Source organism: Pseudomonas sp. P4_B3, from assembly GCF_056402295.1.
The window spans coordinates 1-18,986 of record NZ_JBFUHR010000033.1 but is presented as its reverse complement, the minus strand read 5'-3'; the positions used below and the strand labels follow the sequence as shown (position 1 = coordinate 18,986).

Annotated in this window: 16 protein-coding genes; 8 read left to right on the top strand and 8 right to left on the bottom strand. The window is 61.0% G+C overall.

The window, feature by feature from the left end; all coding sequences use genetic code 11:
• Nucleotides 1–48: 48 nt before the first annotated feature.
• The 4 genes from AC1DWG_RS28565 to AC1DWG_RS28550 form a co-directional block, all read right to left on the bottom strand.
• Nucleotides 49–2,427, bottom strand: a complete 2,379-nt coding sequence (locus tag AC1DWG_RS28565) for a DUF3772 domain-containing protein (RefSeq protein WP_477765296.1) — start codon at nucleotides 2,425–2,427, stop codon at nucleotides 49–51.
• 108 nt (nucleotides 2,428–2,535) lie between these two features.
• Complete coding sequence (locus AC1DWG_RS28560) at nucleotides 2,536–3,966, bottom strand: heavy metal sensor histidine kinase (RefSeq protein ID WP_477765297.1); 1,431 nt, start codon at nucleotides 3,964–3,966, stop codon at nucleotides 2,536–2,538.
• A gap of 8 nt (nucleotides 3,967–3,974) precedes the next feature.
• Nucleotides 3,975–4,646, bottom strand: a complete 672-nt coding sequence (locus tag AC1DWG_RS28555) for a heavy metal response regulator transcription factor (RefSeq protein ID WP_477788672.1) — start codon at nucleotides 4,644–4,646, stop codon at nucleotides 3,975–3,977.
• A gap of 84 nt (nucleotides 4,647–4,730) precedes the next feature.
• Nucleotides 4,731–4,988: a DUF2790 domain-containing protein gene (locus AC1DWG_RS28550; RefSeq protein WP_477765298.1), complete on the bottom strand. Its 258-nt coding sequence runs from the start codon at nucleotides 4,986–4,988 to the stop codon at nucleotides 4,731–4,733.
• Between the two features lie 372 nt (nucleotides 4,989–5,360).
• Between AC1DWG_RS28550 and AC1DWG_RS28545 the strand changes: the two genes are divergently transcribed.
• The 3 genes from AC1DWG_RS28545 to AC1DWG_RS28535 are packed head-to-tail and all read left to right on the top strand — an operon-like array spanning nucleotide 5,361 to nucleotide 8,334.
• The gene (locus AC1DWG_RS28545) at nucleotides 5,361–6,326 is read left to right on the top strand and encodes a Bug family tripartite tricarboxylate transporter substrate binding protein (protein ID WP_477788671.1); all 966 of its coding nucleotides are present in this window, start codon (nucleotides 5,361–5,363) and stop codon (nucleotides 6,324–6,326) included.
• 1 nt (nucleotide 6,327) lies between these two features.
• Nucleotides 6,328–6,810: a tripartite tricarboxylate transporter TctB family protein gene (locus AC1DWG_RS28540; RefSeq protein WP_477755625.1), complete on the top strand. Its 483-nt coding sequence runs from the start codon at nucleotides 6,328–6,330 to the stop codon at nucleotides 6,808–6,810.
• Nucleotides 6,811–6,825: 15 nt separating this feature from the next.
• The gene (locus AC1DWG_RS28535) at nucleotides 6,826–8,334 is read left to right on the top strand and encodes a tripartite tricarboxylate transporter permease (RefSeq protein WP_477755624.1); all 1,509 of its coding nucleotides are present in this window, start codon (nucleotides 6,826–6,828) and stop codon (nucleotides 8,332–8,334) included.
• Between the two features lie 25 nt (nucleotides 8,335–8,359).
• On the opposite strand, the gene AC1DWG_RS28530 is transcribed toward AC1DWG_RS28535, so the two are convergent.
• A complete protein-coding gene (locus tag AC1DWG_RS28530) occupies nucleotides 8,360–9,247 on the bottom strand; it encodes a LysR substrate-binding domain-containing protein (protein ID WP_477788670.1) in 888 nt (295 codons plus the stop codon).
• Between the two features lie 161 nt (nucleotides 9,248–9,408).
• Between AC1DWG_RS28530 and AC1DWG_RS28525 the strand changes: the two genes are divergently transcribed.
• Nucleotides 9,409–10,710, top strand: coding sequence for an NAD(P)/FAD-dependent oxidoreductase (locus tag AC1DWG_RS28525; protein WP_477788669.1), 1,302 nt, complete (start codon nucleotides 9,409–9,411; stop codon nucleotides 10,708–10,710).
• Nucleotides 10,711–10,764: 54 nt separating this feature from the next.
• A complete protein-coding gene (locus AC1DWG_RS28520; protein ID WP_477788668.1) occupies nucleotides 10,765–11,853 on the top strand; it encodes a polyamine ABC transporter substrate-binding protein in 1,089 nt (362 codons plus the stop codon).
• Nucleotides 11,854–11,961: 108 nt separating this feature from the next.
• On the opposite strand, the gene AC1DWG_RS28515 is transcribed toward AC1DWG_RS28520, so the two are convergent.
• Nucleotides 11,962–12,480: a carboxymuconolactone decarboxylase family protein gene (locus AC1DWG_RS28515; protein WP_477788667.1), complete on the bottom strand. Its 519-nt coding sequence runs from the start codon at nucleotides 12,478–12,480 to the stop codon at nucleotides 11,962–11,964.
• A gap of 134 nt (nucleotides 12,481–12,614) precedes the next feature.
• Here AC1DWG_RS28515 and AC1DWG_RS28510 point away from each other — a divergent pair, with 134 nt between their 5' ends.
• On the top strand, nucleotides 12,615–13,430 hold the full coding sequence (locus tag AC1DWG_RS28510) for a helix-turn-helix domain-containing protein (RefSeq protein WP_477788666.1): 816 nt from the start codon (nucleotides 12,615–12,617) through the stop codon (nucleotides 13,428–13,430).
• Between the two features lie 131 nt (nucleotides 13,431–13,561).
• Here the strand turns inward: AC1DWG_RS28510 and AC1DWG_RS28505 are convergent, their stop codons facing one another.
• Nucleotides 13,562–13,993, bottom strand: coding sequence for a nuclear transport factor 2 family protein (locus AC1DWG_RS28505; RefSeq protein WP_223515445.1), 432 nt, complete (start codon nucleotides 13,991–13,993; stop codon nucleotides 13,562–13,564).
• A gap of 158 nt (nucleotides 13,994–14,151) precedes the next feature.
• Between AC1DWG_RS28505 and AC1DWG_RS28500 the strand changes: the two genes are divergently transcribed.
• Nucleotides 14,152–14,802: a DUF2238 domain-containing protein gene (locus tag AC1DWG_RS28500; RefSeq protein WP_477765303.1), complete on the top strand. Its 651-nt coding sequence runs from the start codon at nucleotides 14,152–14,154 to the stop codon at nucleotides 14,800–14,802.
• Nucleotides 14,803–14,982: 180 nt separating this feature from the next.
• Here the strand turns inward: AC1DWG_RS28500 and ilvD are convergent, their stop codons facing one another.
• Nucleotides 14,983–16,665, bottom strand: coding sequence for a dihydroxy-acid dehydratase (gene ilvD, locus AC1DWG_RS28495; RefSeq protein ID WP_477765304.1), 1,683 nt, complete (start codon nucleotides 16,663–16,665; stop codon nucleotides 14,983–14,985).
• 410 nt (nucleotides 16,666–17,075) lie between these two features.
• Here ilvD and mqo point away from each other — a divergent pair, with 410 nt between their 5' ends.
• Entirely contained in the window at nucleotides 17,076–18,722 is a 1,647-nt protein-coding gene (gene mqo, locus AC1DWG_RS28490; RefSeq protein WP_477765305.1) for a malate dehydrogenase (quinone), read from the top strand.
• Nucleotides 18,723–18,986: the final 264 nt, after the last annotated feature.

Here is an 18,986-nt window from a genome sequence, read left to right as displayed (position 1 = left end):
TCAACGAGTCCATCATGATCCAGCAACCGCCTGCCGTGTGATCTCGCATCACACGGCAGGCGGTTTCGCCAGTTCAATCCCCGCGGCACCCAGCCGCTTGAGAATCTCGAACAGCAGCTCGCTTTTGATCGCGCCGACGGTGCGTGGGCTGCCGACATAACCGGTGATGGTCAAGGTGATGCCTTCCGGTTTCAGCTGACTGAAGCGCAAAAACGGCGCTGGTTTATCCAGAATGGATTCATGCTCGGTGTAGGTGTCCATCAGCAGGTTTTGCACCAGCTCCGGATCGATATCCAACGGGAACATCAGTTCGAGTATCACCACGCCCTGGGCGCTGCCGCCGAGGGTGACGTTGCGCAGGTTCTGCGAAATCAGGTGGGAGTTGGGCACGATCATGATCGAGCGGTCGGCCAGTTGTATTTCCGTGGCCCGCACGTTGATTCGGCGAATGTCGCCTTCTACGCCACTGATGCTGATCAGGTCGCCGACTTTCACCGGGCGCTCGGTCAGCAGGATCAGGCCGGAGATGAAATTCTTCACGATCTCCTGAAGGCCGAAGCCGATACCCACGGACAGGGCACTGACGATCCAGGCCAGGTTGGTCCACTTGATCCCCAGCGACGCCAGCGTGAGCAGGACGACGGACACGTAGCCGATGTTGGCGAACAGGGTGCTCAGCGAGGCGCACATGCCCGGGTCCATCTCGGTTTTCGGCAGGAACTCGTTATCCAGCCAGCGCCGTAATGAGCGAATCAGGTAGATGCCGATCACCAGGGCGAGGATGGCATTGACCAGGTTGTCCGGGACGATGTTCAGTTTGCGCAGCCCTTCGCCGCCGAGTATGGCCACGGTGCCGGTGACCAGTTGCCCGAGCGTCGTCCCCACGCCGCCGACAAACAAGGCAATGATGCCGATCAGCAGGAGGATGGCGCGGCCTGCCCCGGACAACACGGTGCAGATCTGCTCCAGGCGCGGATTGCCGATGCCCAGCAGCTGTTTGATGGTCTTGCCGGCGGGTTGCCGGGGCGAAAAAACGTAGTCGCAGGTGTCCTGGTAAACCTGTGTGAGCAGGTAGAAACCGGCGAAGATGATGAATATCCAGACCAATTCATAGGTGATGAAGCGGGCCATCGTCACGTAGCCGATCACCAGGGCGAACAGGGACACCACCACGGCAATGCCGGTAAACGCATAAATCAGGCCGGCGAAGGTGGTGACGCCTTCGGGAGCCTCGCCGGCCACTATCAGGTCCCTGCGAGTCTTGCTGACGCGCAACAGCAGCGCACCGATCACCAGTGCCGCGAGCAACGCCACGATGCCCCGACCGAACAACACCACTTCGGCGCTCATGCCGGTGACATTGCTCATCTGCACCAGGGTCACCAGCACCAGCAGCATGCTAGCCAGCAACCTCGGATAGGGCTCCATCGCCAGCGCCACCGGATCGGCAATATCGGGCAGGCGCCATGAGGGATGTTTGGTCGACAACAGTGCGCGACTCAATCCGGTGATCAGCACGCAGGTATAGGCCAGCTTTTCCAGATACTGCGCCAGGTCGGCCAGCAGCGGGGTGTAGGGCAGTTGGCGGGTCCCGGCAAAATGCAGCAGTTGCAGGGCGATGCCGGCGGTCAGCACCGTCGCCATTACCGATGCCAGCGCAAGGGAGCTGCGCCGCAACCGGCCTTCAGGCATTCGATGGATGCACAACCATGCCAGAACCCGGCCGGCGAGCTTTCGCCCCACGGTCCAGATGGCCAAGGCCAGGATCAGCAGGGCGGCCGTGATCCCGCGTTGTCCGGGTTGCCAGGCAGCCCGGTGCGTGACCTCGAGTTGCTCGATGAGAGCGCTGAAACGTTGGCGGTCCTCGATCGGAAAATCGAACAATGGCGACCAGAAACCCGGGTTCAGGATACTGCTGGTCTGCTGGGTCACTTCCGCTTCCAGCAGGCTGCGCCGAATACTGCCAATCTGGGTGATCAGCTCGGCGGCACTTATTTTCAGCGCGGCCAGGGTTTTGAGTTGGCTATCGATCTTGTTTTTTTGCTCGCTGAGGGTGTCTCGTTGGGTGGTAATCGCCGACGTCACCAGTGCGTTCTCGTCGAGCAGCACTGGCCCCAGCACGTTGAGTTGCGCCTGCAACTGCGCCTGCCCGGGCAGCAGCGATGTGGACAGGCGTTCAATATCCTGAATGAGTACTTGCACCAGGTCCTGTGAGCTTTCCAGCTGGGTGTAATTGCTGGCCTGGGAAACCTGCTGCTTGAGGCTGTTCAGCTGGTTTTGCACCCCCAGTAATTCGCTGTCGGAGATGCTGATGATCGGGGCTGCGGGGGCGGGGGCAAGGGTGTCGGACGCCGCCAACAGCCATCCCGGGCTGGCCGTCAGAAGCGCGAAGGCGACGTAAATCATTGACCTCAGTACATTGCACATCGGCGTGCTCGACGGGTTGTTAGTCACTTAGCCAATGAGGTTAGGTCATGACACGCGCCCTCGAGCATTGTTTTGTCGCAAGTGCCCCGGGTGGTTTTCGCTCAGGCGTTACTCATGCTGTTGCCGCGCCGGGAAAAACAGTTCGAAGCAGGTGATGCCGTCGGCACTGCTGACGTGGCAGGCACCGTTGTGCAGTTGCATGATCGTCGCCACGATCGACAGGCCCAGGCCATTGGATTGGGCCGAGCGTTCGCGGGACTCATCGACCCGGTAGAAGCGTTCGAACAGCCGTGACAGATGCCGGGCCGGGATGGTCGGGCCGTGGTTGCGCACTTGTACCTGGATGCCGTCGGCGGTCGGGCTGGCGTGGATGCACAGCTCGGAATGCGGCGCGCCGTACTTGATGGCGTTGGCGCACAGGTTGGCCAATGCACGACGCAGCAACATGGGCTCGGCCCAGATCAGGCCGCTGCCCCGGGCATTGATGCAGATGCCAACGTCGGTTGCCGGGCCTTCGAAATAGTCGGCCATGCGTTGCATTTCGTCGGCGGCATCCAGCTCCTGACGCTGGCGCAAGGCACTGCGCGGATCGGTGCGGGCCAGAAACAGCATGTTGTCGAGCATGCGCGCCAGGCGTTCAAGCTCTTCGACATTCGAGGCCAACAGCTGTTGATAGGCGTCGGTGCTGCGGTTCTGTTGCAGGGCCACCTGGGTTTCGCCCAGCAGGTTGTTGATCGGCGTGCGCAGCTCGTGGGCCATGTCGGTCGATACCTGGCCCAGTTGTATGAAGCCTTTGTCCAGCCGGTCGAGCATGGCGTTGAAGGCGTCGATCATCGGCAACAGTTCCAGCGGCGCGCCCTGGCTGTCGAGGCGTTCGTTGAGGTTGCCGACGTCGATGCTCTGGGTGTGGCGGGCCAGGCGCCGCACGGGCAACAGGCCGCGATGCACCAGCACATAACCGGACAGCGCCAGCAGAATCGCCGCGACGCTGGCGAACAGGTACACATTGAGCCGGTAGTCGGCGAGCACGGCGGTGCGTTCGGTCATCAGGCGCCCGGTCACCACTTGCAGGCTGCCCAGGTCACCGGAGTCGATGGTCGCTGCCAGGGCGGAAAACGGCACGCCATTGACGTTGGGCAAATGCTGCACGTCGTCCAGGGTCAGCCGATGATCCATGGCCACCGGGGTCAGCACCGGCATTGTCAGGTTGCCTGGGTTGACCACCAGCAACGGCGGTTGGCCCGGGGTGCCGATGGTCAGCAGGGCCTCGCGGTTGCCCATCATGTTCTGGAACAGCGCCGGCTTGGCCTTGATCAGGTCCAGGGTGTTGCTGTCGTTGAGGAAGGTGCGCAACTGGTCGATGCGAGTGATCAGGGCAATGTCGTCGCGACGGATCAACTCGCGCTCCAGGTCGCGGTACAGCGCGACACCCAGCAGCGCCAGCGAGACAAACGCCAGCAGGGCAAACACCAGCGCCAGACGCAGGGTCAGGGAGTGGCTGAGACGGGAGGCGGATTGCAGCGGCGTCATGGCATTCATGGGAGCATTCAGGGTTGAGAGTCGAAGCGGTAGCCGATGCCGCGCACGCTGTGGATCAACTTGAGCGGGAACGGATCATCGATTTTCAGGCGCAGGCGGCGCACGGCGACATCGACGACATTGGTGTCGCTGTCGAAATTCATGTCCCAGACTCGCGAGGCGATCATCGAGCGTGACAACACTTCGCCCTGATGGCTGGCGAACAGGTGCAGCAGGGCAAATTCCTTGTTGGTCAGGGTGATGCGGTTGCCGGCGCGGCTGACGCGGCGCTTGAGCACGTCGATCTGCAGGTCGTCGACGTGCAGGTGTTCTTCTTCCCGGGTAGGGCCACGCCGGGTCAGGGTGCGCAGGCGTGCCACCAGTTCGGCGAAGGAAAACGGTTTGATCAGGTAATCGTCGGCGCCCAGTTCGAGGCCTTTGATGCGGTCGGCGATGTCATCCCGGGCGGTGAGGAACAGCACCGGCGTGTCGGCTTCCTTGCGCAAGCGACGCAGGACTTCCCAGCCATCCATCTTCGGCATCATGACGTCCAGCACGATCACATCGAAATCGTGTTCCAGGGCCAGGTGCAAGCCGTCGACGCCGTCCCGCGCCAGGCTCACGGTGTATCCGAGTTCCTGCAGGCCGTTGAGCAGGTAATTGCCGGCCTTGGGTTCGTCTTCGACTACGAGGATGTTCATCGGGACCTGCCTGTTTCGGTCGGGCTACGGGGGCGCATCAGTGGCGCAAGTGTAGCCCGATCAGCGGTGACGGCAGGCATCCGCTCAGTTCTCACCAATGCAGCCCACGCCCTGGACCTGGTAGTCCAGCTGGTGCTCGCGACCCTGGTGGTCGAGGTAGTTGAACTGCGCTGGCACGATGCCGCACTTGCCGTTGAGGTCGGTCATCGACAGGACCTTGGCCACCTCCACCGGGACATAGAAGCCGTCTTTGTCGTGAATGATCGATGAGGTGGGCTGGTTAGCGGCAAACGCCGAACCGGTGGCGAGCAGGGCGGCAAATCCAAGGATCAACATTTTCATGACGAATCTCTCTCTACAAGGGCAGGGTGGCTGCCGGTGGTTGGCCTGACAGTGAGTTCAGGTTAACGAGGCGATCCGGACAGCCGACCAACAGCTTGATGACAAAGTTGTAATGAAAGGCAGGTTGGAACACCGCAAACCCTTGTAGGAGCGAGCTTGCTCGCGAAGGACGTAAAGGCACTGTGTTTATTCAGACAGCACGCGTAATCGTTAGCGTCCATCGCGAGCAAGCTCGCTCCTACAAGGTGTCGCAGCGCTTTAAAACAAATCAACCCACGGATCCATGGCCTAAGCTTGTTCGCAAGCCCATGTTCATCGAGTACGTCGATGGGCAAACGGCACCTATAAAAACAATGCAATCAGGAGATGCCCATGTCCGCTTTGATCCATCGTTTCAGTCGCTGCGTGGCCGCTGGTTTGACCGCTGCCGTGCTGGTCGCACCCGCCTTCGCGCTGGATACCGTGAAATTCATGGCCCCGGGCTCGGTGGGCGGTGGTTACGACCAGACCGCCAGGGTGCTGGGCAAGGCCATGGTCGAAGCCAATACGGCCAAGGCCGTCACTTTCGAGAACAAGGGCGGGGCCGGCGGGACCCTGGGCCTGGCGCAATTTGCCAACAGCACCAAGGGTGACCCGAACGCCTTGTTGGTGGTCGGGGCGATCATGGTCGCGGGCATCGAACAGAACAAACCGCAGATCAGCCTGAAGGATGTGACGCCCATTGCCCGGCTGTTCACCGAGTACAACGTGATCGCCGTGCGCAAGGAGTCCGAGTTCAAGACCCTCGATGACCTGATCAAGGCCTTCAAGGCCAATCCGACGAGCATCACCTGGGGTGGCGGTTCCAAGGGCTCGGTGGATCACATCGGCATCGCCGAGCTGGCGGGCAAGCTGGACGTGCCGGTCAACAAGGTGAATTACGTGGCCTTTGGTGGCGGTGGCGAGGTGGTTGCCCAGGCGCTGGGCGGGCAGCTCAAGGTGATCACCGGCGGTTACGCCGAGCTGGGCCAATACATCAAGACCGGCCAGTTCCGTGTCCTGGCCATCGGCGCGCCGGAGCGCGTTCCCGGCATTGATGCACCGACCCTCAAGGAGAGCGGCTATGACGTGACGATCGGCAACTGGCGCGGCGTTTACGGTGCAGCGGGTCTCACCCCGCAGCAGCGCAAGGAAGTGATCGACGCGGTCGTGGCCGCCACCAACAGCAAGGTCTGGCAGGACAATATCCAGACCAACGCCTGGACGCCCAGTGTGCTGACCGGCGATGAGTTCGGCAAATTCGTCGAGGAAGAACACGTGCGGTTGCACGCCATGCTGGTCAAGGTCGGGCTGATTTGAAATGGCCACACTGCGCGCAGTGGTGCCGACGCAATTGGCCGTCGGCATCGGCCTGATCGCCATCAGCGTCGTGCTGGCGATTGGCGCCTACCGTTTTCCGCCTGAAATGGGTTTTGTCATCCTCCCGGCGTACGTTTATCCCTATGTCGTGGCAGGGTTTCTGGGCGCAGTGGGGCTGCTGCTGGGGTATCAGGCCATCAGTGGCGGCTTTCGCGAGCTGGATAACGACACCCCGACGGTGCCGGGTGGAAAAGCCGGTGCGGCCTGGGTGACCGCGGGTCTTGTCGGGGTGGCGGTGCTGATCAACCTGATCGGGTTTGTGCTGGCCGCCGGGTTGCTGTTTGCCTGTTCGGCGCGAGGTTTTGGCAGCCGTCATCCCGTGCGGGACCTGGCCATCGGCATTGCCTTGACCCTGCCGATCTACTGGCTGTTCAACGCCGGGCTCGGGGTTTCCCTGCCGTCGCTGATCAACATTTGGCTTTGAAAGGAGATCGACACCGTGGACATTCTTTCAAGCCTGGCGATGGGTTTTGCCGCGGCGTTGACGCCGATCAATCTGATGTGGGGGTTCATCGGCTGCCTGCTCGGCACCGCCATCGGCGTGCTGCCGGGGATCGGTCCGGCGTTGACAGTGGCCCTGTTGTTGCCGATCACCGCCAAGGTCGACCCCACCGGCGCCTTGATCATGTTCGCCGGTATCTACTACGGCGCGCAGTTCGGCGGTTCCACCACTTCGATTCTGCTCAACACCCCCGGCGAGTCGTCGTCGATGGTCACGGCACTGGAAGGCAACCTGATGGCGCGCAACGGCCGGGCCGGACCTGCGCTGGCAACGGCGGCGATCGGCTCGTTCGTCGCCGGCACCATCGCCACGATTTTGCTGACGCTGTTTGCGCCCATCGTGGCCAGGCTGGCACTGAATTTCGGCCCGACCGAGTATTTCGCGATCCTGGTGTTGTCGTTCACAACCGTGTCGGCGGTGCTCGGCGCCTCGATGCTGCGCGGGTTTGCCTCGCTGGGCGTCGGGCTGACCATCGGTTTGATCGGGCTGGATTCGACCTCGGGTATTGCCCGCTACACGTTGGGCGTTCCCGAACTGGTGGACGGTATCGAGGTGGTGCTGGTGGCGGTCGGTTTGTTCGCGGTGGGCGAGGCGTTGTACAGCTTGCTCTATCAAACGGAGTCAAATGAAGGGCGGCATCGCCTGACCTCGCTGTGGATGACTCGCGCCGACTGGAAACGCTCAGTCCCCGCCTGGTTGCGCGGCACCCTGATCGGTTTCCCGTTTGGTTCGATTCCGGCCGGTGGCGCCGAGATTCCGACCTTTTTGTCCTATTCCACCGAACGCAAACTCAGCAAGTATCCCAAGGAGTTTTCCGCCAACAAGGGCGAGGGCGCCATCGAAGGCGTCGCCGGCCCGGAAGCGGCCAATAATGCCAGCGCGACCGGATCGCTGGTGCCGTTGCTGACCCTGGGCATCCCGACGTCCGCCACCGCTGCGATCCTGCTGGCGGCGTTCCAGAACTACAACCTGCAACCGGGGCCGATGCTGTTCGAAACCTCCGCCGACCTGGTCTGGACGCTGGTGGCCTCGCTGTACATCGGCAACGTGATCCTGCTGGTGTTGAACCTGCCGCTGGTGGGGCTGTGGGTCAAACTGCTGCAAATCCCCCGGCCGTACCTGAACGCCGGCATCCTGGTATTCGCCACCATCGGCGTGTACGGCATGCGCCACTCATCCTTCGACCTGATCCTGATGTTGGCGATTGGCTGGGGCGGGGTGCTGATGCGCCGTTTCGACTTCCCCGTCGCCCCGGTGATCGTCGGCATGCTGCTGGGGCCGATGGCCGAGAAACAACTGCGCAACGCCTTGTCCATCGGCCAGGGCGACTGGACGGTGTTCGTCACGCAACCGATCTCGGCGTTCTTCCTCGCCCTGACGCTGCTGGTGCTGGTGGTGCCCCATGTGTTGCATAAACGCGGCATCAAGTTGCATGAGGATGATTGAGTACCCCCTGCTCGCTCCCACAGGGTCATGCAGTGGTTTGCGCGGCAAACCACTGCATGACCGGCGCGCACGCCGGATGCGATGCCGCCGAAGGTTGCAGGCACAACGAGTAAATCCCCCGGGTCTTCAACGGCTCGCCGAATGGAATCACCAGTTCGCCGCGCTGGATCGACTCACCTGCCAGGGTCATGTCGGTCATCGCCACGCCCAGGCCCCGGGCGGCGGCATCGAGCGCCAGTTCGTCGAGGTTGAAGGGGATGTGTCGATAGTCATGCAACGACTTGCCGCCATGGGCTGACAGCCAGATCTGCCAGTCATGTTGATCGGAGGAGCGGTGCAGCAAGGCGAACCCCGACAGATCTTCCAGCGAAGCCAATGGCCGGTCGTTGGTGCCCAGCCCTGGCGCACACACGGGCACCAATGCCTCTTCGAACAGGGTCAGGCAATCGGGCGCTGTAGCCGGCTCCGACAGATAGAGAATGTAGGCGTCGCTGTCACTGGCCGGCTCCACGACTTCGGTGGCCACGGTTTCAATTGCCAGGGATATGTCCGGGTGATGCCGGTAGAAATCGCTCAGCCTGGGCAACAGCCAGCGCACCGCCAGCGACACGTGCATGCGAATGCGGAACGGGCGTTTTTGTGGCGCGAGCCGGTCTTCGAGGGTGCGCAACTGTTCGAGGATGCTGCGGGCGCTGGCCAGTACCTGTTCGCCCTCCGCGGTCAATTGCAGGCTGCGGCTGCTGCGCACGAACAGCGCGACGCCGAAGTGACTCTCCAGCTGCTGGATCTGCCGGCTCACCGCACTTTGCGTCAGGCAAAGCTTTTGCGCTGCCTGGGTGAAGCTGCCCGAGGCGGCGACTTCCACCAAGGCCTGCAAACCCTGCAGCGAGGGCTCGTGACGAATTTTAACCATGCGTTTTCAGAATGCCTCGATGATTTAATAACGTTGGTTGTGCCAGTGAGGAGCCTTTAAATTCTAGTCATGGCTACCGTCATCGAAAATCGTTCATGCGAATCATGCATGCAACGCAGTTGATTCGCCACGGTTCGCAGAACAAGAAAACGAGGTGACACATGGAAAATATCTGTGGCTGGATTGCGCAAGCGGGGAGTTCTCCGTTACGCGATCCACTCAAAGGCACGCAGCACGCCGACTGGCTGGTGATCGGTGCCGGTATCACCGGCCTCAGTGCGGCACACGCTCTGGCGCAAATGCACCCCCAGGCACGCATCGTAGTCGTTGACCGGCAGCGGGCTGCGCAGGGGGCATCGGCGCGCAATTCCGGTTTTGTGGTGGCTCATGAGCATCCCGCCGCTGGCGAGTTGGCGGGCAGCGATGGGTTCGCCGGGTATCAAGTGGATACGTCCATCGGCCGCGCAGCCGCCGACGAAGTCCGCAAGCAGATTGCCCGCCATGGCATCGAATGCGACTTCAGGGAATCGGGCTATTTCTTCGCCGTCAGCGATCCACGCAAGCTGACCCACGTCGAGACCAAGTTGCGGACCCTGCGTGCCGTTGGCGCCAGTGCGCAGTTCCTGCAAGGCGAGCCATTGATCGAGAAACTCGGCACACGGCACTACCGTGCTGGTATCTGGTGCGGCAATGGCAATGCGCTTCTGCAACCGGCCAAGTACGTGAAGGGCTTGCTCGATGCCTTGCCAGAGAAGGTCACACTCTACGAGAACACCGATATCAGCGGGCTTGAGCGCTTGAGCAACGGCCGAATTCGCGCTCGCGGCGACAATGGATGCGTTGAGGCCAAACAAGTATTGGTCTGCCTGAACGCCTTCATCCCCCGTTCAGGGATCGACGGCAGCGGTACATTTGCAATGGAACTCAGTGCCAGCCTCACGCGGCCGCTCAGCGATCAAGAGTTTAAAGCCCTGGGTGCGCCAGCGTCCTGGGGCGTGCTGTCGACCCGGCCATTGGGTGCGACGGTACGCCTGACCCCGGATCGCCGGGTGATGATCCGCAACACCGCGGAATACCGTTCCCGGGATCTGTCATTGAGCGAATTGTCGACCCGACGTCAGCATCATGTCGTTGGATTGCAGCGCCGGTTTCCGATGCTCGGCGACCAGGACATCGAATACACCTGGACCGGCCATCTCAGCGCTTCGCGCTCCGGGCAACCGTACTTCGCGAAAGTCGAGGAGGGCGTGTTCGCCGTGGCCGGGTGCAATGGTTCGGGGGTGGCGCGGGGCACGCTGTGGGGCCGCTTGCTCGCGGAACTGGCCTCGGGCCTTGATTCACCGCTGCTGCGCTCGGTCATTCAACGGGCGCAGCCCGGCTGGCTGCCGCCCAAGCCGTTGCTCGACATCGGTGCCATGCTGCGTATGCGCGTGGAGACGGTCCGGGCCAGAAGCGAAATCTGACAACACCCGTTTCACAACAAGAACAAAAGCACTTCCCATCGAAGGTGATTCAACATGCGCGTCAATACGCTTTCCCTTGTGGCCCTGATCTCGACCTTTTCCGCCGTCACTTATGCCGACGAAACCGTCAATATTTCCAACTGGAACGGCTACATCGCCGAAGACACCCTAGTCAACTTCAACAAGGACACCGGGATCAAGGCGACCTACGACATCCACGACAGCAACGAAGTGCTGGAATCGAAGCTGATGACCGGCAACACCGGGTATGACGTGGTCAGCCCGTCGAACCACTTCCTGTCGCGCCTGATCAAGGCCGGCGCCATCCAGAAACTCGACAGGAGCCAGTTGCCCAACTGGAAAAACCTCGACCCGGCGTTGATGAAAAAGCTCGAAGTCAACGACCCGGGCAACCAGTACGGTTACCCCTACATGTGGGGCACGGCGGGCATCGGCTACAACGTCGAGAAGATCAAGGCGATCTTTGGCAACACCGATGTCACCCATTCCTGGAGCCTGTTCTTCGACGAGAACAACATCAAGAAGCTCAGCGAGTGTGGCGTGGCGATCATCGACAACCCGACGCAGATCCTGCCGATCACCCTCAATTACCTGGGCCTGCCGCCCCACAGCCATGAGCCTGCCGACTACAAGAAAGCCGAGCAGGCGCTGCTGAAGATCCGGCCTTACGTACAGTATTTCCATGCGTCCAAGTACATCAGCGACCTGGCCAACGGCAACGTCTGCGCGGTGATCGGTTTCAACGGCGATATCGTGCAGGCCGCCGCCAGCGCCAGGGAAGCCAAAAACGGGATCGATATTGCCTATTCGATCCCGGACGAAGGGTCCACCTTGTGGCTGGACATGGTGGTCATGCCGAAGAACGCGCCACACGAGAAGAACGGTTACGCCTACATGAACTACCTGCTGGAACCGAAGGTGATTGCCAACATCAGCAACAGCATCCACTACGCCAACCCCAACAGTGCGGCGGATGCCTTCGTCGACCCGGCGGTGAAGCAGGACCTGGCGATCTATCCGCCGAAGAGCGTGATGGACAAGCTGTTTACCGTAGAGGACTTGCCCGCGGCCATCGCACGCCTCAGCACGCGCTTGTGGACCAAGTTGAAAACCAATACCTGATTACACACCTGTCACTGTAGGAGCGAGCCTGCTCGCGATGGCGTTATGTCAGACACCTATGATGTCGACTGACACTCCGCCATCGCGAGCAGGCTCGCTCCTACAGGTTCAGGCGCCGATGGCCGGGAAGTCGATGTCGGTCAGCGCTGTGTTGTTCAGGTAGTTGGTCAGTGTCTGCGAAGCCACGTGGGCGATCACTTCGATGATCTTGCCGTCGTCGATACCGGCGGCACGCGCAGTGGCGATCTGTTCGACCGTCAGGTGGCCACGGCTTTCGGTGACCTGGCGGGCAAGGGTGGCATAGGCGTTGAGTTCACCCTGACGCGCACTGAGGATGTCCTGACCTGATAGCCCGGCCTTGCCGGCAAACAGCGTGTGGGCCGCCAGGCAGTAGTCACAGCCGTTGACCTGCGAGGTGGCGAGGAACACCGCTTCTTTTTCCGTGGCGCTCAAGGACGTCTTGCCCAGTGCGGCCGAGTTTTGCAGGTACGAGGCCAGTACCGCCGGGGCGTGGGCCAGTACCTTGAACAGGTTGGGCAGAAAACCGATTTTCTTCTGCACGCCTTCCAGCAGCGGGCGGGTGGCGTCGGTGGCGTGTTCCAGGCTGATCGGGGCAATGCGGGTCATGGTGATACTCCGTGGTGTGAGGCGCGGAATGCGCTGGGTACGGAGCTGATGTTAGGGAGAGTACTTGGCTTTTTGGATGCAAATCGTCGAGGATATGCGACAGATCGTCCAAAACTGCCTTCGGGAGCTTTGTCATGGATCGCTTGTCCACGTTGCTCACGCACTTCGGCGTCAATGCCGGCACCTTTCACAGCGGCACATTTTGCGGCACCGCCGCCTACGACGGCCAACAGGCCAGCGGCCATCTGCACCTGCTTCAGGCCGGTGAACTGTTGCTCAAGATGGGCGATCAGCCGGATCTGCAGATGAGCGAACCGACCCTGATCTTTTTCCCCCGGCCCTATCGACATCGCCTGTTCGCGTCTGAAGCGTCCGGCACGCAACTGGTGTGCGCGACCCTGGATTTCGACGGCGGTGCGGGCAATGCCCTGGCGGCGGCGCTGCCGGATTACCTGGTGCTCAAGCTCGATGAAATTCCGACCCTGGCCGGGACTCTGGAATGGCTGTTCAACGAGGCGTTTGACGGTACGTGCGGACGCGAAGCGGTGATGGATCGCCTGTTCGAGCTGCTGGTGATTCTGTTATTGCGGCACATCCTGAGCACCACTGGCCAGCAGCCGGGCATGATGGCCGGCCTTGCCGATGCGCGCCTGGCGCGGCCCCTGAGCCTGATGCACGAAACCCCGGCCAAGGCCTGGAGCGTGGCCGAACTTTCGGTCGCCGCCAACATGTCGCGGGCCAGTTTCGCCGAGCACTTTCGCCAGGTGGTCGGGCAGACGCCGGTGGATTACCTGGTGAGCTGGCGCATCAGCCTGGCGCAGAAACGCCTGCGCGAGGGCCGGCCGATTGCGCTGATTGCCGAGGAGGTCGGTTACGAAAGCCCCTCGGCGCTGGCCCGGGCGTTTCGGCGCAAGACCGGGCTGAGCCCGCGGGAGTGGAAGGGTAACTGACTAACGCAAAACCCATGTAGGAGCGAGCCTGCTCGCGATAGCGTCAAGCCATTCGACATTGATGTTGAATGGACTACCGTCATCGCGAGCAGGCTCGCTCCTACAGGTTATGTTGGTGGCTTACGAATTCATCAGAACTTGAACGCCTGTCGTCCTACCAGCAGCCATTTACCGTCCTGCTTTTGCCAGATCTGGAAGTTTTCGATTTCGGTTGGTACCACTTCAGTACCTTTGAGCGCTTGCGCCGAGAAGTGGTGACGGACCAGCGCGACATCGCCCGAGACGGTTATGGTCTGGTTCTGCATCTCCAGGGTCTTGAACGCGCTTTTGCCGGTTTCGATGTCGGCGATGAAGGCCTGCTTGTCCTGGATCTTGCCGCTGGAATGCCCGTAGGTCAGGTTCTCGGCGGTCAAGGCGTTCAGTTCCGGGATGTCTTTGTGCAACATGGCCTGGGTCAGGTGGTCGACCGCCTGGGCCACGTCCTTGTCCGCGGCAGCGGGGGTGGCGGCGACGTAGCCGCTGAACAGGCACAGAAAACCGATCAGCACTTTTGCTTTTTTCATGAGTGTTTCCTTGTTGTTGTAGGGATAGCGCGACGACTGGACGATAATTCGTCAGTCATCGTACAACCTATCATGCATTGGAGGAAAAAAGCGAACTTGCCTGGCACCCTTGCCTCGAAGCTAAAAGGGCGATGTCCTGACTTCGAGGTATTGCAGTCATGCAGCCTAACCAACGTTTACGGCACGACCTGACATTGCTCGTGGTATTTCTGCTGATTGTCGTGGTGTCGGGTTTTTCTCCCCGCAGCCGGGTGGACTGGGCGCTGGAAAACCTGCTGGTGCTGTTGCTGGTGGGGACGCTGGTGACGGTTTCTCGCTGGTTTCGCTTGTCTGCGACGTCCATCACGCTGGTGTTTGCGTTTCTGTGCGTGCATGAATTGGGCGCTCACTACACCTATTCCCTGGTGCCTTATGAACACTGGTCTTCGGCGTGGTTGGGCTTCAGTTTCGACCAAGCGTCCGGTATTCACCGCAATCACTACGACCGACTGGTGCATTTCAGCTACGGGCTGCTGCTGGTCTATCCGGTGCGCGAAGTGTTGTGGCGCCTGACGCCGTTGCGCGGGTTCTGGCTGTTTTTCGTGACGCTGAACGTCATGCTGTCGACGTCCGCTGTGTATGAACTGGTGGAGTGGATCGGCGGTGCCTTCCTGGGCAATGACACGGCGAATGCCTTCGTCGGCGCGCAAAACGACCCCTGGGACTCGCAAAAGGACATGGCCGTCGCGGTGGTCGGTGCGTTTGCCACTCTGTTGCTGGTGTCCCTGCGCGGCATGGTGCAAAAACAAGCGATGACGACCGCAAGGTGATTGGGTAGACGGCTTCGGCGGGGTAGCTGTTGAGGTAGAGGTTGCCTGACAGGACGCCATCGCGAGCAAGCTCGCTCCCACAGGGATTGGGGTTGTACACAAATGCTGCGTACACCTGATTCACTGTGGGAGCGAGCTTGCTCGCGATGGCAATATCCCAGACAACGCAGGACCAGCCCCCTAAAGATACTTATCAGTCACAGCCCCCTCCGAAGCACTGGACACCGTCTTCGCATACTTGGCCAGCACCCCGCGCTTGTATTTCGATTCCGGGCGAACCCAACGGCTCTTGCGCTCGGCCAGGTCCGCGACAGACACGTCAACGGTAATCTGCCGTGTCTCAGCATCAATGATGATCCTGTCGCCATTCTCGACCAACGCAATCGGCCCGCCCTCAAAGGCTTCCGGCGTGATGTGACCGACCACGAAACCGTGGGAGCCGCCGGAGAAACGGCCATCGGTGATCAGCGCCACCTCCTTGCCCAGGCCCTTGCCCATGACCGCCGACGTCGGCGAGAGCATTTCGCGCATGCCCGGTCCGCCCTTGGGGCCTTCATAGCGGATCACGATCACTTCGCCGGGCTGCACTTCGCCATTGAGAATGCCGGCCAGCGCACCTTCCTCGCCGTGATAGACCCGGGCCGTACCTTCGAAGCGCAGGCCTTCCTTGCCGGTGATCTTGGCCACGGCGCCGCCGGGCGAGAGGTTGCCGCGCAGAATGACGAGATGGGAATCCTTTTTGATCGGCTGGTCGAAAGGCCGGATCACGTCCTGGCCGGCGGGGTAATCGGGCACGTTTGCCAGGTTCTCCGCCAGGGTCTGGCCGGTGACGGTCAGCACATCGCCGTGCAGCATGCCGGCATCGAGCATGCGTTTCATCAGTGGTTGAATGCCGCCGATGGCCACCAGCTCGCTCATCATGTATTGGCCGCTGGGGCGTAGGTCGGCGACCACCGGGGAAATCTTGCCCAGCTCGGCGAAGTCATCCAGGGTCAGTTCCACATCCACCGCGTTGGCCATGGCCAGCAGATGCAGCACGGCATTGGTCGAGCCGGCGAGGGCGATCACCACGCGAATGGCATTCTCGAAGGCTTTACGGGTCATGATGTCGCGAGGCTTGAGGTCGAGCTTGAGCAGCTCCATGACCTGCTGGCCGGCGCGGAAGCTGTCCGACGCCTTGTCGCCGCCAATGGCCTCCTGAGAGCTGGAACCGGGCAGGCTCATGCCCAAGGCTTCGATGGCCGAGGCCATGGTGTTGGCGGTGTACATGCCGCCACAGGAACCGGGGCCGGGAATCGCCACTTCCTCGATCTGCTTGACCTGGATCTCGCTGATATCGCCCCGCGCGTGCTGCCCCACGGCCTCGAACACGGAAATGATGTCGGTGTGGCCGGCGCCCGGCTGGATGGTGCCGCCATAGACAAAGATCGACGGGCGATTGAGCCGTGCCATGCCGATCAGGCAGCCCGGCATGTTCTTGTCGCAGCCGCCGATGGTCACCAGGCCGTCGAAACCCTCGCAACCGGCCACCACTTCAATGGAGTCGGCGATCACCTCGCGGGACACCAGCGAATACTTCATGCCTTCGGTGCCGTTGGCGATGCCGTCGGAAATGGTGATGGTGTTGAAGATCACGCCCTTGGCACCGGCGGCATTCGCGCCTTTTTCGGCTTCGAGCGCCAGCTTGTCGATGTGCATGTTGCAGGGCGTGACCATGGCCCAGGTCGAGGCGATGCCGACCTGCGGCTTCTGGAAGTCTGCATCGGTAAAGCCCACGGCCCGCAGCATGGCACGTGCCGGTGCGGCTTCCACGCCGTCGATCACTTGAGAGGAGTACTTGCGCAGATCGTCTTTGTCGCTCATGACTGCTCCTTTCGCTCATGGCTGTTCCTATCACTCATGGCTGTTGCTCACACACTCGGTGAGAAAAACAGGATGAGTATAGAAGGCCGGGCGCCCGGGCCCGGACTAACCGGTCGGGAACAGACGCGCGGGTAAGCCTTGTCGTGATATTCTGCGCGCCAACTTGGTTTGACCTATTCAGTTTGCATGTCCGCAAGACGTGCCGACGGAATCACTGTCGCTCAAGTAGCTGAAGCCAATAACGATAAAAAGTCAGTTCAGAAGGGACATTAAAGTGGGGTCGATGCGGTTCATCGGCCTTGTGTGCCCACCCTGCAATCCTTGAGTGCCGCCCCCGTGACTGCCGTGAAACATGGGGCTGTGCGCATGAGGATGGAAGGGCGGATGGCGTTTTATCATAGGTGCTACAGATGTTTAAAAAAGTGAACACGGCCCTGCTGGGGCTGGCTTTGTCGATGGGGATGTCATCCGTCCACGCGCAAGAGGCCAAGAAAGTCGATGTGCTGCTGATCGGCGGCGGCATCATGAGCGCGACCCTGGGTGTCTGGCTCAATGAGCTGGAACCTGGCATGTCGATGGAAATGGTCGAGCGCCTCGACGGCGTCGCCCAGGAAAGCTCCAACGGCTGGAACAACGCCGGTACCGGTCACTCCGCCCTGGCCGAGCTGAACTACACCCCGGAAGACGAGAACGGCAAGGTTTCGATCCCGAAGGCCGTTGAAATCAACGAGGCCTTCCAGATCTCCCGTCAGTTCTGGGCCTGGCAGGTTCAGCAAGGCGTGCTGAAGAACCCGCGTTCGTTCATCAACTCCACCCCGCACATGAGCTTCGTGTGGGGCGATGACAACATCAAGTTCCTGAAAAAGCGCTACGAAGCCCTGCAAGCGAGCCCGCTGTTCGCCGGCATGCAGTATTCCGAAGACCCGGCTGTGATCAAGCAGTGGGTGCCGCTGATGATGGAAGGGCGTGACCCGAACCAGAAGATCGCGGCCACCTGGAGCCCGCTCGGCACTGACATGAACTTCGGCGAAATCACACGTCAGTTCGTTGCACACCTGCAAACCACGCCGAAATTCGACTTGAAACTGTCCAGCGAAGTGCAGGACATCACCAAGAACGAAGACGGCAGCTGGCGCGTCAGCTACAAGAACCTCAAAGACGGCAGCAAGACCGAAACCGACGCCAAGTTCGTGTTCATCGGCGCCGGCGGCGGTGCCCTGCACCTGCTGCAGAAGTCCGGCATTCCTGAAGCCAAGGAATACGCTGGCTTCCCGGTAGGCGGCTCGTTCCTGGTGACCGAGAACCCGACCATCGCCGAACAACACCTGGCCAAGGCCTACGGCAAGGCTTCGGTGGGCGCACCGCCGATGTCGGTTCCACACCTGGACACCCGCGTGCTGGACGGCAAGCGCGTGATCCTGTTTGGCCCATTCGCGACCTTCAGCACCAAGTTCCTGAAAGAAGGTTCGTACCTGGACCTGCTGACCACCACGACCACCCACAACGTGTGGCCAATGACCAAGGTCGGCATCAAGGAATACCCGCTGGTCGAGTACCTGGCAGGCCAGCTTATGCTGTCGGATGAAGACCGCATGAACGCCCTGAAAGAATACTTCCCGAACGCCAAGGCTGAAGACTGGCGCCTGTGGCAAGCCGGCCAGCGCGTGCAGATCATCAAGCGTGATGAAGCCGCCGGTGGCGTGCTGAAACTGGGCACCGAAATCGTCGCATCGCAAGACGGCAGCATCGCCGGCCTGCTGGGCGCCTCCCCAGGCGCTTCGACTGCCGCACCGATCATGCTGAGCGTGCTGCAGAAAGTGTTCAAGGACAAGGTCGCGACCCCTGAGTGGCAGGCCAAGCTGCACCAGATCGTACCGAGCTACGGCACTCAGCTGAACAACAGCCCTGAGAAAGTTGCAGAAGAGTGGGCCTACACCGCCAAGGTGCTGCAGCTGACTCCGCCACCAGCGGTGATCGCGCCGGCTGTGAAGCCAGTGACTGTCGATACTGCTGTGAAGGCTCCGAAGGCTAATGCTGCGAGTGATATGGCTCTGTAATTAGAGACCGGATCAAAAAAATCTATGGTCGCCCCCATTTTTGCAATACTGATTAACGGGTGGTGTGGTTGGCTTGCTTAAATCTATCCGGCGTCTGTTTGGGGCATGCCCCAGCGCCACGATGAGAATCGCGCCTGACGATCCTAAAAAGCCCATCGGCTTCTTAAAGCCGATTTTTATGCCAGGATCTTCGCCAGGCCGGTAGGCCGTTCACGTCATCTGTTGTTCAGCTATCGCAAAACCTGAAGGGTGAATCGTGGTACT

Bases quoted from the DNA above. Each gene is read 5' to 3' on its own strand.
- AC1DWG_RS28555 (WP_477788672.1), bottom strand. From the start codon at position 4,646: ATGAACATCCTCGTAGTCGAAGACGAACCCAAGGCCGGCAATTACCTG.
- AC1DWG_RS28505 (WP_223515445.1), bottom strand. From the start codon at position 13,993: ATGAAAAAAGCAAAAGTGCTGATCGGTTTTCTGTGCCTGTTCAGCGGC.
- AC1DWG_RS28565 (WP_477765296.1), bottom strand. From the start codon at position 2,427: ATGTGCAATGTACTGAGGTCAATGATTTACGTCGCCTTCGCGCTTCTG.
- AC1DWG_RS28500 (WP_477765303.1), top strand. From the start codon at position 14,152: ATGCAGCCTAACCAACGTTTACGGCACGACCTGACATTGCTCGTGGTA.
- AC1DWG_RS28540 (WP_477755625.1), top strand. From the start codon at position 6,328: ATGGCCACACTGCGCGCAGTGGTGCCGACGCAATTGGCCGTCGGCATC.
- ilvD (WP_477765304.1), bottom strand. From the start codon at position 16,665: ATGAGCGACAAAGACGATCTGCGCAAGTACTCCTCTCAAGTGATCGAC.
- AC1DWG_RS28545 (WP_477788671.1), top strand. From the start codon at position 5,361: ATGTCCGCTTTGATCCATCGTTTCAGTCGCTGCGTGGCCGCTGGTTTG.
- AC1DWG_RS28510 (WP_477788666.1), top strand. From the start codon at position 12,615: ATGGATCGCTTGTCCACGTTGCTCACGCACTTCGGCGTCAATGCCGGC.
- AC1DWG_RS28530 (WP_477788670.1), bottom strand. From the start codon at position 9,247: ATGGTTAAAATTCGTCACGAGCCCTCGCTGCAGGGTTTGCAGGCCTTG.
- AC1DWG_RS28515 (WP_477788667.1), bottom strand. From the start codon at position 12,480: ATGACCCGCATTGCCCCGATCAGCCTGGAACACGCCACCGACGCCACC.
- AC1DWG_RS28550 (WP_477765298.1), bottom strand. From the start codon at position 4,988: ATGAAAATGTTGATCCTTGGATTTGCCGCCCTGCTCGCCACCGGTTCG.
- AC1DWG_RS28525 (WP_477788669.1), top strand. From the start codon at position 9,409: ATGGAAAATATCTGTGGCTGGATTGCGCAAGCGGGGAGTTCTCCGTTA.
- AC1DWG_RS28560 (WP_477765297.1), bottom strand. From the start codon at position 3,966: ATGAATGCCATGACGCCGCTGCAATCCGCCTCCCGTCTCAGCCACTCC.
- AC1DWG_RS28520 (WP_477788668.1), top strand. From the start codon at position 10,765: ATGCGCGTCAATACGCTTTCCCTTGTGGCCCTGATCTCGACCTTTTCC.
- mqo (WP_477765305.1), top strand. From the start codon at position 17,076: ATGTTTAAAAAAGTGAACACGGCCCTGCTGGGGCTGGCTTTGTCGATG.